The organism is Burkholderia sp. JP2-270, assembly GCF_003233675.1.
GTDB classification, from domain to species: Bacteria; Pseudomonadota; Gammaproteobacteria; order Burkholderiales; family Burkholderiaceae; genus Burkholderia; species Burkholderia pyrrocinia_C.
In genome coordinates this window covers 1,976,741-1,991,130 of sequence record NZ_CP029825.1, presented here as the reverse complement: position 1 = coordinate 1,991,130, position 14,390 = coordinate 1,976,741, and the positions used below count along the sequence as shown (strand labels likewise).

The following is a 14,390-nucleotide window of genomic DNA, read 5'->3' as shown; positions in this document are numbered from 1 at the left end:
CCGGCATCTTACGGCGTGCGCCATTCGTTCGTCCATGCCGGCCCCGCGAGCGACACCAGACGCGTTGCGCATCCCGACGCGCCGCTCAACCGCGCGGCGGCGGCGTCAGGTAACGCGCGGTCGAGCCCGGCTCGCCGTCCTTGATCTCCATGCGCGCGATCGCCTGCAGGTGCACCTCGTCCGGGCCGTCGGCGAAACGCAGCGCGCGGCCCCAGGTCCACAGATCGGCGAGCGGCGTATCGGGGCTCAACCCCGCCGCGCCGAACACCTGCATCGCGCGGTCGCAGACGTCCGTATACACGGTTGGCACGAGCGCCTTGATCATCGAGATTTCCTTGCGTGCGGCCTTCGCGCCGACCTTGTCGATCATCCACGCGGCCTTCAGCACCAGCAGGCGCGCCTGGTCGATCTCGATGCGCGAGCGCGCGATCCATTCGCCGACCGTGCCGTGCCGGTTCAGCGGCTTGCCGAACGCGACGCGCGATTGCGCGCGGTCGACCATCAGCTCCAGCGCGAGCTCGGCCGCGCCGATCGAACGCATGCAGTGGTGGATGCGGCCCGGCCCGAGGCGGGCCTGCGCGAGCGCGAAGCCGCTGCCTTCGTCGCCGAGCAGGTTGCGCGCCGGCACGCGCACGTTGTCGAACGTGATCTCGCAGTGCCCTTCCGGTGCGTGGTGATTGACCACCGTGATGTTGCGCACGACCGTCACGCCCGGCGTGTCGCGCGGCACGAGGATCATGCTCTGCTGCTGGTGCGACTCGGCATCGGGATCGGTCTTGCCCATCACGATGAAGATCTTGCAGTTCGGATGCGCGGCGTTCGTGATGAACCACTTGCGGCCGTTGATCACGTACTCGTCGCCCGCGCGCTCGATGCGCGTCGTGATGTTCGTCGCATCCGACGACGCCACGTCGGGCTCCGTCATCGCGAACGCCGAACGGATCTCGCCGCGCAGCAGCGGCAGCAACCACTGTTCGCGCTGCTCGGGCGTCGCGAACATGTGCAGCAGCTCCATGTTGCCCGTGTCCGGCGCATTGCAGTTGAACACCTCCGACGCCCAGCTCACGCGCCCCATGATCTCGGCGAGCGGTGCGTATTCGAGGTTCGTCAGGCCCGTGCCGGGCTCGTCGCCCTTCAGGTGCGGCAGGAACAGGTTCCACAGCCCCTCCGCCTTCGCACGTTCCTTCAGCTCCTCCATGAACGACACGGGATACTGGCCCGCATGCACTTCCTCGTTCCACTGGCGGATGCGCGGCACGATGTGCGCGTCCATGAACGCGCTCACGCGCTCACGCAGTTCTTCCACTTTCGGGGTGTAGCCAAAGTCCATGATCGACTCCTCGAGATTCCGTTTTTCCGTTCGGTCAGAAGGCCGAGACACCGCCGTCGACGGCGACGGCCTGCCCGGTCAGGTAAGTGTTTTCCTTCGCGCACAGCATCAGCATCGTCGCGACGATTTCGTCGGGCCGGCCGAGCCGCTTCATCGGCGAGCCCTGCGCGAGAAAATCCTGGCGGTCGCCGATATCGCTGTCGGTGACCATCGGCGTCGTGCTGTAGAACGGGCACACCGCGTTCACGCGAATGCCGTGGCGCGCGTATTCGAGCGCAGCCGTCTTCGTGAGCCCGACCACCGCATGCTTCGACGCCGCGTATGCGGCCAGCTTCGGCGCGCCGCCGAGCCCGGCCATCGACGCGACGTTCAGGATCACGCCTTCGCGCTGCGCGAGCATCTGGCGGATCTGGTGCTTCATCCCGAAGAACACGCCCTTCGCGTTCACCGCGAAGTTCAGGTCGAGATCGGCTTCGTCGGTGTCGATCAGCGCCTTCATCGGCGGTGCGATGCCCGCGTTGTTGATGCCGACGTCGAGCCGCCCGAAGCGCGCGGCGGCCTCGTGCACCAGCGCCGCGACGTCGGCTTCGGCACGCACGTCGCAGCGCTGCGCGATCACGTCGGCGCCGGCCGCGCGCAGCGGCGCGGCCACGCGTTCGAGCGCTTCGCCGTTCAGGTCGCCCAGCGCCAGCCGCGCGCCCATCGCGGCCAGCTCGCTCGCGAGCAACGCGCCGAAACCGCTCGCGGCGCCGGTGATCATCACGGCCTGCCCGGCATAGCTGTCGATTTTCATCGTGCGCTCAGATCGTCAGGCCGCCGTCGACGACGATGCACTCGCCGTTCGTGTAGCTCGCCGCATCCGACACGAGATACAGCACGGTGCCGGCCATCTCGCGCGGCTCCGCGTGGCGGCGCAGCGGGATCTTCGCCATCCAGTTCTCGTAGATGTCCTTGTCGGCAAACAGCGCGCCCGCGAACTTCGTCTTCGTCAGGCCCGGCAGCAGCGCGTTCACGCGGATGCCGAGCGGCCCGCATTCCTTCGCGAACGCCTTCGTCATGTTGACGACCGCCGCCTTCGTGATCGAGTAGATGCCCTGACGATCGCCCGGCTGCAACGCGTTCACCGATGCCGTGTTGACGATCGCGCCGCCGCCGTGCGTCTTCATCAGCTTGCCGGCCTCGACCGACATGAAGAAGTAGCCGCGGATGTTCACGTCGACGGTCTTCTCGTACGCGGCGAGATCGGTATCGAGGATGTGCCCGAAATACGGATTCGCGGCCGCGTTGTTCACGAGGATGTCGAGCCGCCCGTGCTTGCCGCGGATATGCTCGAACGTAGCGGCGATATCTTCCAGCCGCCCGACGTGGCAGGCCAGCGCCTCGGCGCGGCCGCCCGCCGCGACGATCGCGTCGGCCACGGCCCGGCAATCGTCGAGCTTGCGGCTCGACACGATCACGTGTGCGCCCTGCTCTGCAAGCAGCTTCGCGATTTCCTCGCCGATGCCGCGGCTCGCGCCCGTCACCAGCGCGATCTTGCCGGTCAGGTCGAACAGATTCGTTGCCATGTCGTTGTGCTCCTCCATTGATGGTTTGTCGTGTCGCCGCTCTGCGATCCCGGCGATGCCAGCGATGCCAGCGATGTCAGCGATGTCAGCGATGTCAGCGATGTCAGCGACGCGCGTCGATCACGCTTACGGCCAGTTCGGCGAGCCGGCCGGCCATTGCGCCGACGCGCAGCGCTTGCTCGCTCGACGCGTTGCCCTGCAGCGCGCGCGCCTTCACGCCCTGCGCGATCGCCGCGAGGCGGAAGAAACTGAACGCGAGATAGAAATGCCAGTCGCGGATCGGCTCGATCCCGCGCAATTCGCAATAGCGCGCGACGATCGCCGCTTCGTCCGGCACGCCGAGTTCGGCGCGATCCAGGCCCGCGATGCCGCGCACCTGCCCGCCGGACGGCAACCGCAGGCACATGCAGAAATACGCGAGATCGGCGAGCGGGTTGCCGAGCGTCGACAGTTCCCAGTCGAGCACGGCCTGCACGCGATAGCTGTCGCGCGCGAACATCAGGTTGTCGATCCGGAAATCGCCGTGCACCAGCGCCGGCCGGCCCGTGTCCTCGGGGCACGCCTTCGGCAGCCAGTCGATCAGCGTCTCCATCGCGTCGAGGCGCCCGGTTTCGGCCGCGCGATACTGCTTCGTCCATACGCCGATCTGGCGCTCGAAGTAGTTGCCGGGGCGGCCGTAGTCGGCGAGGCCCACCGCGTCGACATCGACGTCGTGCAACGCGGCCATCGTCCGCAGCAGCGCGTCGTAGCACGCCGCGCGGTCGGCCTTCGGCAGTTCCGGCAGCGCGGGATCCCAGAAGATCCGGCCGTCCTCGAAGCTCATCACGTAGAACATGCTGCCGATCACGTCGCGGTCAACGCAGAGGTGATACGGACGCGCGACCGGCACCGCGGTGCCCGACAGCGCGGTCAGCACGCGGAATTCGCGGTCGACCGCATGCGCGGATTTCAGCAGTTCGCCCGGCGGCTGGCGGCGCAGCACGTAGCGGCCGCTCTTCGCGTTCAGCAGGAAAGTCGGATTCGACTGGCCGCCGGCAAATTTCTCCGTGTCGACCGGGCCTTCGAAGCCCGGCACGTGCGCTTCCAGATAGCGCGTGAGGCGGGCTGTGTCGAGTTGCTGGGAAGGGTTCGTCATCGTCGCGATCGTTCGTGGGTCAGCCGTAGGTTCGCAGCGCGAGTCGTTCGGGATCCTCCAGATGCGGGATGCCATTGAACGACGCGAGGTGGAACGCATCGGCGTTGAAGAAAAACTGCGAAAGACTGCTGTTGCGGATCTGCAGGTTCAGCGCGATCGCACTCGACGGCGGTGCCGCGAGCACCTGCTGCACGGTGACCGCGATCGGGCCGCCGGAGCTCACCGCGAGCACGCGCTGGCCGCCGCCGTGGCGGATCGCGGCGCGCGCGTCGGCGACGCGCTGCTGGAAATGCGCCCAGGTCTCGGGGGCCGCATCGCCGAGCTTGTCCTCGGACCACAGCTGCAGCACCTGCCGGAGCGCAAGGAAATATTCCTTCATCGATCCGGCTGCGAGCCGCGCGATCTCCGGATAGTCGCCGGCGGCCGCCGCGAACAGCCCGTGGAAGTCGTATTCGTTCAGGCCCGGATGGCGGTCGTACGGCACGCCTTCGCGGCCCATCCCGCGCAGGATCGCGTCGATCGTCTGCGCGTGGCGGTTCAGCGTGCCGCAGATCACGCGGTCGAACGCCAGGCCCTGCCGCGCGAAGTATTCGCCGAGCCAGACGCCCTGCTGCTCGCCGGCCGCGGAAAGCCGGTCGTAGTCGTCGGTGCCGAACGACGCCTGTCCGTGCCGTACCAGAAAGAGTTCAGCCATCGCATGCCCGCCGGATCAGAAGGATTCAGCATAGCGAGCGGGGGTGCATTTTTGAAATTTATTTTCTGAATCGACGAGTATTCAGTGCGTGAATTTCACATACCCGGACACGACGATTTCGCCAGCCGCCCCGTGCGGCGGCACATGAATTGCGACAGCACACGCCGTCCGTCGAACACGGTCCAGGAGGGGTGCGATGCTCGGCACGATCCTTATCGTCATACTAATTCTGTTGCTCGTCGGTGCATTTCCTACATGGCCGCACAGCCGAAGCTGGGGCTACTGGCCATCGGGGACCGTCGGGCTGATCGTCGTCATTGTCGTGATTCTGGTGCTGCTGGGTCGCATCTGAGTATGGGCGGCGCGCGCCCGGCGCGCGCCTTCCAAAGCTGTCGCTGCGGCTTATTTACACGAACAAGCAAGGCCCGCGTGCATGCGGCGTGAGCCCGCTGCCGTTCGTCCGTGGCGAACGCGTGCCGCACGGCCTCCAGACCGCAACGAAACCGAATGCCTCAGGTTATCAACTGATCCAAAAGATTCATTAGACGGTGCCTCCTCCTGCGCGCGATGCTGGCCCGACCAGTGAACGCAGCGTCATTGCAACGCCGCGCACGAGAATGGAGTGAGACACATGCCTAACGACCATCGTCAGCGGCGCCACACGCTGTGGCTGCTGTGCGCGCTTTCGTTCATCCTCTACGTCGACCGCGTCAACCTCGCGACCGCGGCCGGCGCGATCAAGGCCGAGCTCGGCCTGTCGAACACCGAGCTCGGCGTCGCGTTCTCCGCGTTCGCGTATTCGTATGCAATTTGCCAGATCGGCGGCGGCTGGATCGCCGACCGGTTCGGCGCCCGCATCACGCTGATCGGCTGCGGGCTGATCTGGGTCGTGTCGACCTTCGCGACGGGGCTCGTGCACAGTCTCACGCTGCTGTTCGCCGCGCGCCTGCTGCTCGGCATCGGCGAAGGCGCGACGCTGCCTGCCCAGGCCCGCGCGATCACGCACTGGTTCCCGCGTGAACGGCGCGGCGTCGTGCAAGGCTTCACGCATTCGTTCTCGCGGCTCGGCAACGCGGTCACGCCGCCGATCGTCGCCGCGCTAATGACGTGGCTGTCGTGGCGCGCCGCGTTCTTCGTGATCGGCGCGGTGACGCTGGTGTGGCTCGTCTGGTGGATCGTCGGCTTCCGCGAGCATCCGCTCGGCGACGACGACGGCAGCACGCGTGCCGCCCGCCCCGCGCCGCCGTCCGGCCCGACGCCGTGGGGGCCGCTGTTGCGCCGGATGGCGCCGACGATCTTCGTCTACTTCTGCTACGGCTGGACCGCCTGGCTGTTCTTCACGTGGCTGCCGACGTTCTTCCTGAACGGCCAGGGCCTGAACCTGAAATCGACCGCGCTGTTCGCGTCCGGCGTGTTCTTCGCGGGCGTGGTCGGCGACACGCTCGGCGGCTGGCTCTGCGACCGGATCTACCGGAAGACCGGCAACCTCGCGCTGTCGCGCCAGAGCGTGATCGTCACGAGCTTCGCCGGCGCGCTCACCTGCCTGCTGCCGCTCGCGTTCGTGCATTCCACGGCCGGCGTCGCGCTGTGCCTGTCGGGGTCGTTCCTGTGCCTCGAGCTGACGATCGGGCCGATCTGGGCCGTGCCGAGCGACATCGCGCCAACCCACGCCGGTATCGCGAGCGGGATGATGAACGCCGGTTCCGCGATCGCGGGGATCCTGTCGCCGATCCTGTTCGGCTATCTCGTCGACCGCACGGGCAGCTGGACGCTGCCGTTCATCGGTTCGGTCGCGATGCTGCTGATCGGCATCGTCGCCGCGCTGCGGATTCGCCCGGACCGCACGCTGTCGGCATCGATGCCGACGCTCGCCGAGGCACCCGTCGCGCCGTCGGCGCACTAAACCGGCTCGCCACGGCGTCACCCGTCCCGCCCGTGCCGCCCGCACCGCCATCACGCATCGCCACGTTCCGCGACGCGTGATCGGCTCGGCCTGCGAACCGCTCCGTCAAGCAGCATCCTCCTCGGCGCCCTCCCGGTGAAACAGCGCGAGAAAATGCTGCGCGGGGATGCTCAGCGGCCGGTCGCGCCGCACGATGCTGCCGTACGACGGCAGCTTCTGATCGAGCGCGTAGTCGACGATCGCGACGAGCCCGTGCTCCGCGTTGCGCTGCGCGACCGTCTGCGGAATCACGCCGAGCATCGTCGAACGGTCGACGAGGTTCATCGTGGTCAGGATCGAGCCCGTCTCGACCAGCCCGCGCGGCATCGGCTGGTGACGCGCATGGAACTCGCGCTCGACGACCTCGCGTGCCGGGCTGCCGGCCGGCTGCAGGATCCACGTGTAATCGAGCAGCGCATCGAACCCGACCGGCCCGGCGCCCGCGAGCGGATGGTCGCGGCCCGCGATGATCGCGAGCGCCTCGTCGTCGACCACGCGGAAGTCGCAATCGGTCCCGACGTTGCGGCCGATCACCACTTCGAGCACGCCTTCGCGAAGCTGCGGCATCAGCCGGTCGCTCGTGTCCACCGCGATGTCGATCGCGAGCAGCGGATAACGCGCCTTCAGCCGCACCAGCGCCTCGGTGAGCCGCCCCGGCGACGCCGCCATGATGCTGCCGATCGCCAGCCGCCCGGCGCTGCCGAGTTGCAGTTCGCCGAGCTCGCGATTCAACGCCTCCATGCTGCCGCGGATCCCGCGGAAATAGCCGAGCACGCGCTCGCCGGCCGGATTCAGCACGAGCCCGCGCCCGATGCGATCGAACAGCCGCTGGCCGAGCGCGCTCTCCAGTTCGGCCAGCATCTTCGTCGCGGCCGGCTGCGTGAGGCCCATCTGCTCGGCCGCCGCACGCAGCGTCGAGCATTCGTCCACGGCAAGCAGCAGCGCGATCTGCCGCATGCGCAGCCGGTTCAGCAACTGCGGGGTCGAGTCTCGTCTGTCGATCGAGCCCATGTTTGATTACTCCAGGTTATCGATTCATCAAGAGTTTTCAATTTACCGACTCATTCCGTCTACCTAGCATCAACCCCATACACGAACGGCCACGCGCCGCCACCGGAGACGCAGCATGAACACCCCATCGACCGCCGCCCCCCTGCCCGTCGTCGCACTGACGCTCGGCGACCCCGCCGGCATCGGCGCCGAACTGATCGCGAAACTGCTCGCGCGGCCCGATGCCACCGCTCATGCGAATCTCGTGCTGATCGGCGATCGCTGGCTGTGGGAAGCCGGCCAGCGCGTCGCCGGCGTGCAGGTCGCCGTCGAACCCGTCGCGTCGCTGGCCGCGGTGCGCGGCCGGCCGTCGACCGCGCGCGCCGCGTTCGTCGAAGTCGATACGGTCGCTCTCGCACAGGTCACGATCGGCCAGGCCGGCGCGGCCGGCGGCCGCTCGACGCTCGCCGTGCTCGACCGGTGTCTCGACGCCGCGCTTGCCGGCGACATCGACGCGATCTGCTTCGCTCCGCTGAACAAGTACGCGATGAAGCTCGGCGGGCTCCGCCACGACGACGAACTGCACCACTTCGCCGAAGCGCTCGGCGTGACCGGCTATTTCTGCGAATTCAACACGCTCGGCGAACTGTGGACCGCGCGCATCTCGTCGCATATCCCGCTGAAGGACGCGGCGGGCTGCCTGAGCATCGAGCGGATCGAACAGGCATCCGAACTGATCTACCGGTCTCTGCTCGCGAACGGCGTGGCCGCGCCGAAGGTCGCGATCGCCGCATTCAACCCGCACGGCGGCGACGGCGGCAGTTGCGGCCGCGAGGAAATCGACATCATCGAGCCCGCGGTGCGCGGGCTGCAATCGCGCGACTGGCCGACCGACGCGCCGTTCCACGGCCCGTTCCCCGCCGACACGATCTTCCTGAAGGCGCAGGCCGGCGACTACCAGGCGATCGTCACGATGTACCACGATCAGGGGCAGATCGCGATCAAGCTGCTCGGCTTCTCGCGCGGCGTGACCGTGCAGGGCGGGCTGCCCGTGCCGATCACGACGCCCGCGCACGGCACCGCGTACGACATCGCGGGCCGCGGCACGGCCGACGTCGGCGCCACCTGGCAGGCGCTGCAGATCGCGTGCCGGATGGGCGCCGCGCGCCACACCCCCTCCGTTTCCGCTTGATGGCCACGCCGGCCGCCCGCCTTTCACACACGACAACATCGATTCTCGGAGACACCACCATGAAAATCCGGTCCGTGCGCGCACGCGTATTCCAGTGGAAAGGAAAGACCGTCCCGCCGCAGGGCAACTTCTGCTCGAATGCGATGGATTTGCTGTATGCGCCGCAGGAAACGATGAGCACGTTCCGCTTCCATGCGTGGACGGTCGTCGAAGTCGAGACCGACGACGGCATCGTCGGCCTCGGCAACGTCGCGCTCGCGCCGCACGTCGCGAAGGTCATCATCGACCAGTACCTCGCGCCGCTCGTGATCGGCCAGGATCCGTGGGACTACGAATACCTGAACCAGCGGATGTATCGCGCCGCCCATGCGTGGGGTCGCAAGGGCGTCGGCATGGCGGCGATCTCGGCGGTCGACATCGCGATCTGGGACATCCTCGGCAAGAGCGTCGGCAAGCCGGTGTTCAAGCTGCTCGGCGGCCGCACCAAGGAAAAGATCCCCTGCTACTACTCGAAGCTCTACCGCACCGACCTGAAGGCGATGCAGGACGAGGCGCAGCAGTATCTGAAGGAAGGCTTCCGCGCGTTCAAGATGCGCTTCGGCTACGGGCCGGCGCACGGGCAGCAGGGGGTGGTCGAGAACCTGAAGTCGGTCGCGGCGATCCGCGAGGTGATCGGCTACGACAACGACCTGATGCTCGAGTGCTACATGGGCTGGAATCTCGAGTACGCGAAGCGCATCCTGCCGAAGCTCGAGAAATACCAGCCGCGCTGGCTCGAGGAACCGGTGATCGCCGACGACATCGACGGCTACGCGGAGCTGAACCAGCTCACGCGCATTCCGATCTCCGGCGGCGAGCACGAGTTCTCGCTGTACGGCTTCAAGCAGCTGCTCGACCGCAAGGCCGTGTCGGTCGTCCAGTACGACACGAACCGCGTCGGCGGGATCACGATGGCGCGCAAGATCAACGCGCTGTGCGAGGCGTACAGCGTGCCGGTGATTCCGCATGCGGGCCAGATGCACAACTATCACCTGACGATGAGCACGCTCGCATCGCCGATGAGCGAATACTTCCCGATGTTCGACGTCGAGGTCGGCAACGAGCTGTTCTATTACATCTTCGACGGCGAGCCGGTGGCCGAAAACGGCTTCCTGCAACTGCGCGATGACGTGCCGGGCCTCGGCCTCACGCTGAAGACCGAATTCCTCGACCAGTTCGACATCGTCGAGTGAGGCCGGCCATGAACGCACGCTACCAGGGCGTCTTTCCGGTCGCGCCGACGATCTTCGACGCGCACGGCGCGCTCGATCTCGACGGCCAGCGCCGCTGCCTCGACTTCATGATCGATGCCGGTTCGCAGGGCCTCTGCATCCACGCGAACTACTCCGAGCAGTTCGCGCTCGGCGACGACGAACGCGAACTGATCACGCGCACCACGCTCGAGCACGTCGCGGGCCGCGTGCCGGTGATCGTCACGACGTCGCACTTCAGCGCGCGGATCTGCGCGGAACGCAACCGGCACGCACAGGCGCTCGGCGCGGCGATGGTGATGGTGATGCCGCCGTACCACGGCGCGACGTTCCGCGTGCCCGAAGCGCAGGTTCGCGCGTTCTTCGCCGAAGCGGCCGACGGGCTCCGCATTCCGCTGATGATCCAGGACGCGCCGGCCAGCGGCGTCGCGCTACCCGCGTCGTTCCTCGCGACGCTCGCGCGCGAGATCGATGCGGTGTCGTACTTCAAGATCGAGACGGCCGGCGCCGCGTCGAAGCTGCGCGAGCTGATCGCGCTCGGCGGCGATGCGATCGAGGGGCCGTGGGACGGCGAGGAAGGCATCACGCTGCTCGCCGATCTCGATGCCGGCGCGACCGGCGCGATGACGGGCGGCGGTTATCCGGACGGGATTCGCCGGATCACCGACGCGCATTTCGCCGGACGCCGCGACGAAGCGTACGAGCAGTACGCGCGCTGGCTGCCGCTGATCAACTACGAGAACCGCCAGTCGGGCTTCCTGACCGCGAAGGCGCTGATGCTGGAGGGCGGCGTGATCGCGTGCGACCGGCCGCGCGCGCCGTGGCCGGAACTGCATCCGCAGGTGCGTGCGGGGCTGCTCGATACGGCGCGGCGGCTCGACCCGCTCGTGCTGCGCTGGGGACGCTAGGCATCGGATGCACGCGCGACAAGAAGGCGTCGCGCGTCGGCGGCCGGCACCCGCCGGCTCGCCACGGCAAGACGGCGGCCCATCGGAAGGCTGCCGCGGCCGACAACCCAAACTGGATGGAGACATCATGACCCTGTTGACCCCGGCCGCCCCGGCATACGAAGCCGGCGAAGCCATTCCGCGCCGCCGCTGGCTGCGCGTGATTCCGCCGCTGTTGCTCGCCTGCATCATTTCCTACATGGATCGCGTGAACATCGCGTTCGCGATGCCCGGCGGGATGAACGCCGAGCTCGGCATGGACGCGACGATGGCCGGCCTCGCCGGCGGCATCTTCTTCTTCGGCTACCTGTTCCTGCAGATTCCAGGCGGCCGGCGCGCGGCGCTCGGCAGCGGCAAGAAATTCATCGCGTGGTCGCTCGTGAGCTGGGCCGTGCTGTCGGTGTTGACCGGGCTCGTCACGCATACCTGGCAGCTGCTGGCGCTGCGCTTCCTGCTCGGGGTGGCCGAGGGCGGCATGCTGCCCGTCGTGCTCACGATGGTCAGCCGCTGGTTCCCCGACCGCGAACGCGGCCGCGCGAATGCGATGGTCATCATGTTCGTGCCGCTCGCCGGCATGATCACCGCGCCGCTGTCCGGCTTCATCCTCGCCGCGTACGACTGGCGTCACCTGTTCTACAGCGCGGGCGCGCTGTCGCTGCTGTGCCTGGTCGCGTGGATGCTGCTCGCCGACGACGGCCCGGAGACCGCGCGCTGGGTGTCGCCGCGCGAGAAGGCGTACATCCTCGACGCGCTGCGCGACGAACAGGAACGCAAGCGCGCGGCCGGCACGCCGGCCGCCGCATCGTTCGGCGAGATGCTGCGCAACCCGACGATCTGGCTGCTCATCGCGATCAACTTCTGCTATCAGGTCGGCATCTACGGCTATACGATGTGGCTGCCGACGCTGCTGAAAAACCTCACGCACGGCGGGATGGGAAAGGTCGGCCTGCTCGCGATGCTGCCGTATGTCGCGATGGTGATCGGGATGTTCGTCACGTCGTATTTGTCTGACCGAACCGGCAAACGACGCCTGTTCGTGCTGCTGCCGCTCGTCGGCTTCGCCGCGTGCCTCGCGCTGTCGGTGCTCACGCACGCGTCGATGGCCGTGTCGTTCGTGTTCCTGATCGGCTGCGGTTTCTTCCTGCAGGCAGCCGCCGGCGTGTTCTGGGCGATTCCGCCGAAGCTGTGCAGCGTCGAGACGGCCGGCAGCGCGCGCGGCCTGATCAATGCGCTCGGCAATCTCGGCGGGTTCTGCGGCCCGTACGCGGTCGGCGTGCTGACCCAGCACGTGAGCGCGGCGGCCGGCGTGCTCAGCCTCGCGGTCACGCTCGCGGTGGCCGGCCTGCTCGCGCTGACGCTGCCGAAGCGCTGCGAGGACTGATGCCTGATACCCGATACGCCAGCCCGCGAACGAAATTACGGAGACACGCCTTGAACGACACCCTGCTGCTGGTGCAGAAATGCGCCCATACCTTCAGTTTCTACGACCTCGACACGAAAGCCGCGCTCAAGCACATCGTGCTGCCGAACTTCCCGCACGAGTTCACCGTCGACGTGAACGAGCGCTACGCGTATGTCGGCATCTTCGGGATCGAGACCGCGTGGTCGCGCGGCCATGAAGGCGACCACCGGATCGCCGAGATCGACCTCGTCGAGCGCACGCACACGCGCATGCTCGACCTGTGGCCGTACTACCGGCCGCACGGCATGGCGAGCGACCGCGACGGCCGGTTGTACGCGATGAGCGAGGCGCACGACATGCTGCTCGTGTTCGACGAGCCGACCCGGCAGCCCGTGCCGAACATGGCCGTGCCGTCCGGCGGCGTGAAGACGCACCTCGTGACGCTCACGCGCGACGCGAGCCGCGCGTACGGCGTGCACCTGCTGTCGAACACGGTCACGCAATTCCATCCGCGCGATGCGACGGTCGCGCCGCGCGCGGTGATGCCGGGCCCGCGCCCCGAAGGCAATGCGCTGTCGGCCGACGAGCGCACGCTGTTCGTCGCGAATCGCGGCGACGACACGCTGGTCGAGATCGACACGGAGACGATGACCTGCGGCCGCCGCGTGAAGACGCGCAGCGATCCGAACCGCATCTACCGGACCAGCGCGCCGGACGGCCGCGACCTGCTGCTGCTGACCAATTCGGGCGAACGGTCGATCTCCGTGTTCGATGCACGCCAGCTCGAGGAGATCGAACGCATCGCGCTGCCCGCGAACCCGACCGCACTGTCGTTCCATCCGTCGCGGCGCGTCGCCTACGTGTCGTTCCAGGACGACTACGTGCGCGAACTCGATCTCGAAACCTGGCGTTTCGTCGGCGCGCTGGCGACGCTGCGCGAGCCCGATGCGTCGTACGTGCTCGCGGGAGCACGCTGACATGCGAGACGGATCGCCGCCCGAAGGCATGCCGGACGCGCTCGTCGATGCGCATCACCACCTGTGGCGGCTCGATGCGGGCGCGCACTATCCGTGGCTGCAGACGCAATACGATCCGGCGCGCTTCATGTTCGGCGATTACGCGGCGCTGTGCCGCGATTTCGGCGCGGACGATTTCCGGCGCGCGACGCAGCGCGCGCCGATCGTCGCCAGCGTGCACGTCGAGGCCGAACGCGCACGCGACGAAGCGCTGGCGGAAACGCGCTGGCTGCACGAGGTCGCGGCGGCGCACGGGCTGCCGTCGGCAGTCGTCGCGTGGGTCGACCTGCTGGCCGGCGATGCGGACGAACGGCTCGCCGACCAGGCCGCGTGGCCGCGCGTGCGCGGCGTGCGCTTCAAGCCGCGCACCGCATCGTCGCCCCATGCGCCCGTCGACGGGCCCGGCACGCTGCACGATCCGCGCTGGCCGGCCGCGCTGGAACGCATCGCCGCGCACGGCCTGTGCTGGGATCTGCGCGTGCCGTTCTGGCATCTCGGCGACGCGGCCGCGCTGCTTGCCGATGCACCCGCTGTCGACGTCGTGCTCGAACACGCAGGGCTGCCGTGGGATCGCTCGGACGCAGGGCTCGCGCGCTGGCGCCGCGGCATGGAAGCACTCGCGGCATCGCCGCGCGTGGTCGTGAAGATTTCCGAACTCGGCTTGCGCGACGCCGTGTGGAACGATGCGGACAACGCGCGGATCATCCGCGACACGATCGCGATCTTCGGCTGGGAGCGCTGCCAGTTCGCCAGCAACTTTCCGGTGGCCGGCCTGCGCGTGTCCTATCCCGCGCTGCTGCGCACGTTTGCCCGCGCGATGGCGAACCTCGACGGCGCGGCGCGCCGCGCGATCTGGCATGACAACGCGCTGCGCGTCTACCGGATTGCGCTCGACGAGCCATCCCGCTCGGCTCGCGGCAACTAGAC

Annotated in this window: 14 protein-coding genes; 8 read left to right on the top strand and 6 right to left on the bottom strand. The window is 67.9% G+C overall.

Annotation, left to right across the window (positions count from 1 at the left end; all coding sequences use genetic code 11):
- Nucleotides 1-85 precede the first annotated feature (85 nt).
- From DM992_RS26975 to DM992_RS26955, 5 genes are all read right to left on the bottom strand, one after another.
- A complete protein-coding gene (locus tag DM992_RS26975; protein ID WP_111019373.1) occupies nt 86-1,330 on the bottom strand; it encodes an acyl-CoA dehydrogenase family protein in 1,245 nt (414 codons plus the stop codon).
- Nucleotides 1,331-1,364: 34 nt separating this feature from the next.
- The gene (locus tag DM992_RS26970; RefSeq protein WP_111019372.1) at nt 1,365-2,123 is read right to left on the bottom strand and encodes a glucose 1-dehydrogenase; all 759 of its coding nucleotides are present in this window, start codon (nt 2,121-2,123) and stop codon (nt 1,365-1,367) included.
- A gap of 7 nt (nt 2,124-2,130) precedes the next feature.
- Nucleotides 2,131-2,895: an SDR family oxidoreductase gene (locus DM992_RS26965; protein WP_111020410.1), complete on the bottom strand. Its 765-nt coding sequence runs from the start codon at nt 2,893-2,895 to the stop codon at nt 2,131-2,133.
- A gap of 103 nt (nt 2,896-2,998) precedes the next feature.
- Nucleotides 2,999-4,030, bottom strand: a complete 1,032-nt coding sequence (locus tag DM992_RS26960) for a phosphotransferase (protein WP_111019371.1) — start codon at nt 4,028-4,030, stop codon at nt 2,999-3,001.
- A 19-nt stretch (nt 4,031-4,049) separates the two neighbouring features.
- On the bottom strand, nt 4,050-4,724 hold the full coding sequence (locus DM992_RS26955; RefSeq protein ID WP_111019370.1) for a histidine phosphatase family protein: 675 nt from the start codon (nt 4,722-4,724) through the stop codon (nt 4,050-4,052).
- Between the two features lie 196 nt (nt 4,725-4,920).
- Between DM992_RS26955 and DM992_RS26950 the strand changes: the two genes are divergently transcribed.
- Both DM992_RS26950 and DM992_RS26945 read left to right on the top strand, forming a co-directional pair.
- Nucleotides 4,921-5,076, top strand: a complete 156-nt coding sequence (locus tag DM992_RS26950) for a DUF3309 family protein (protein WP_111019369.1) — start codon at nt 4,921-4,923, stop codon at nt 5,074-5,076.
- Nucleotides 5,077-5,355: 279 nt separating this feature from the next.
- On the top strand, nt 5,356-6,627 hold the full coding sequence (locus DM992_RS26945) for an MFS transporter (RefSeq protein ID WP_111019368.1): 1,272 nt from the start codon (nt 5,356-5,358) through the stop codon (nt 6,625-6,627).
- A gap of 105 nt (nt 6,628-6,732) precedes the next feature.
- Here DM992_RS26945 and DM992_RS26940 read toward each other — a convergent pair whose 3' ends face one another.
- Nucleotides 6,733-7,677: a LysR family transcriptional regulator gene (locus DM992_RS26940; RefSeq protein WP_111019367.1), complete on the bottom strand. Its 945-nt coding sequence runs from the start codon at nt 7,675-7,677 to the stop codon at nt 6,733-6,735.
- A gap of 115 nt (nt 7,678-7,792) precedes the next feature.
- On the opposite strand from DM992_RS26940, the gene DM992_RS26935 reads away from it, so the two are divergent.
- The 6 genes from DM992_RS26935 (at nt 7,793) to DM992_RS26910 (ending at nt 14,388) form a co-directional block, all read left to right on the top strand.
- The gene (locus tag DM992_RS26935) at nt 7,793-8,848 is read left to right on the top strand and encodes a 4-hydroxythreonine-4-phosphate dehydrogenase PdxA (protein WP_111019366.1); all 1,056 of its coding nucleotides are present in this window, start codon (nt 7,793-7,795) and stop codon (nt 8,846-8,848) included.
- 59 nt (nt 8,849-8,907) lie between these two features.
- A complete protein-coding gene (locus DM992_RS26930; RefSeq protein WP_111019365.1) occupies nt 8,908-10,080 on the top strand; it encodes an L-rhamnonate dehydratase in 1,173 nt (390 codons plus the stop codon).
- Between the two features lie 8 nt (nt 10,081-10,088).
- Nucleotides 10,089-11,006, top strand: a complete 918-nt coding sequence (locus tag DM992_RS26925) for a dihydrodipicolinate synthase family protein (RefSeq protein ID WP_111019364.1) — start codon at nt 10,089-10,091, stop codon at nt 11,004-11,006.
- Nucleotides 11,007-11,133: 127 nt separating this feature from the next.
- A complete protein-coding gene (locus DM992_RS26920; RefSeq protein WP_111019363.1) occupies nt 11,134-12,426 on the top strand; it encodes an MFS transporter in 1,293 nt (430 codons plus the stop codon).
- A 50-nt stretch (nt 12,427-12,476) separates the two neighbouring features.
- Nucleotides 12,477-13,424 carry a YncE family protein gene (locus tag DM992_RS26915; RefSeq protein ID WP_111019362.1) on the top strand — a complete coding sequence of 316 codons (948 nt, stop codon included), beginning with the start codon at nt 12,477-12,479 and terminating at the stop codon, nt 13,422-13,424.
- 1 nt (nt 13,425) lies between these two features.
- Nucleotides 13,426-14,388, top strand: a complete 963-nt coding sequence (locus DM992_RS26910) for an amidohydrolase family protein (protein WP_111019361.1) — start codon at nt 13,426-13,428, stop codon at nt 14,386-14,388.
- The last annotated feature ends 2 nt before the right edge of the window (nt 14,389-14,390 follow it).

Excerpts from the sequence above, each read along its gene's own strand:
- DM992_RS26950 (WP_111019369.1), top strand. The coding sequence starts at position 4,921 with ATGCTCGGCACGATCCTTATCGTCATACTAATTCTGTTGCTCGTCGGT.
- DM992_RS26945 (WP_111019368.1), top strand. The coding sequence starts at position 5,356 with ATGCCTAACGACCATCGTCAGCGGCGCCACACGCTGTGGCTGCTGTGC.
- DM992_RS26910 (WP_111019361.1), top strand. The coding sequence starts at position 13,426 with ATGCGAGACGGATCGCCGCCCGAAGGCATGCCGGACGCGCTCGTCGAT.
- DM992_RS26925 (WP_111019364.1), top strand. The coding sequence starts at position 10,089 with ATGAACGCACGCTACCAGGGCGTCTTTCCGGTCGCGCCGACGATCTTC.
- DM992_RS26975 (WP_111019373.1), bottom strand. The coding sequence starts at position 1,330 with ATGGACTTTGGCTACACCCCGAAAGTGGAAGAACTGCGTGAGCGCGTG.
- DM992_RS26930 (WP_111019365.1), top strand. The coding sequence starts at position 8,908 with ATGAAAATCCGGTCCGTGCGCGCACGCGTATTCCAGTGGAAAGGAAAG.
- DM992_RS26940 (WP_111019367.1), bottom strand. The coding sequence starts at position 7,677 with ATGGGCTCGATCGACAGACGAGACTCGACCCCGCAGTTGCTGAACCGG.
- DM992_RS26920 (WP_111019363.1), top strand. The coding sequence starts at position 11,134 with ATGACCCTGTTGACCCCGGCCGCCCCGGCATACGAAGCCGGCGAAGCC.
- DM992_RS26970 (WP_111019372.1), bottom strand. The coding sequence starts at position 2,123 with ATGAAAATCGACAGCTATGCCGGGCAGGCCGTGATGATCACCGGCGCC.
- DM992_RS26960 (WP_111019371.1), bottom strand. The coding sequence starts at position 4,030 with ATGACGAACCCTTCCCAGCAACTCGACACAGCCCGCCTCACGCGCTAT.
- DM992_RS26965 (WP_111020410.1), bottom strand. The coding sequence starts at position 2,895 with ATGGCAACGAATCTGTTCGACCTGACCGGCAAGATCGCGCTGGTGACG.
- DM992_RS26955 (WP_111019370.1), bottom strand. The coding sequence starts at position 4,724 with ATGGCTGAACTCTTTCTGGTACGGCACGGACAGGCGTCGTTCGGCACC.
- DM992_RS26935 (WP_111019366.1), top strand. The coding sequence starts at position 7,793 with ATGAACACCCCATCGACCGCCGCCCCCCTGCCCGTCGTCGCACTGACG.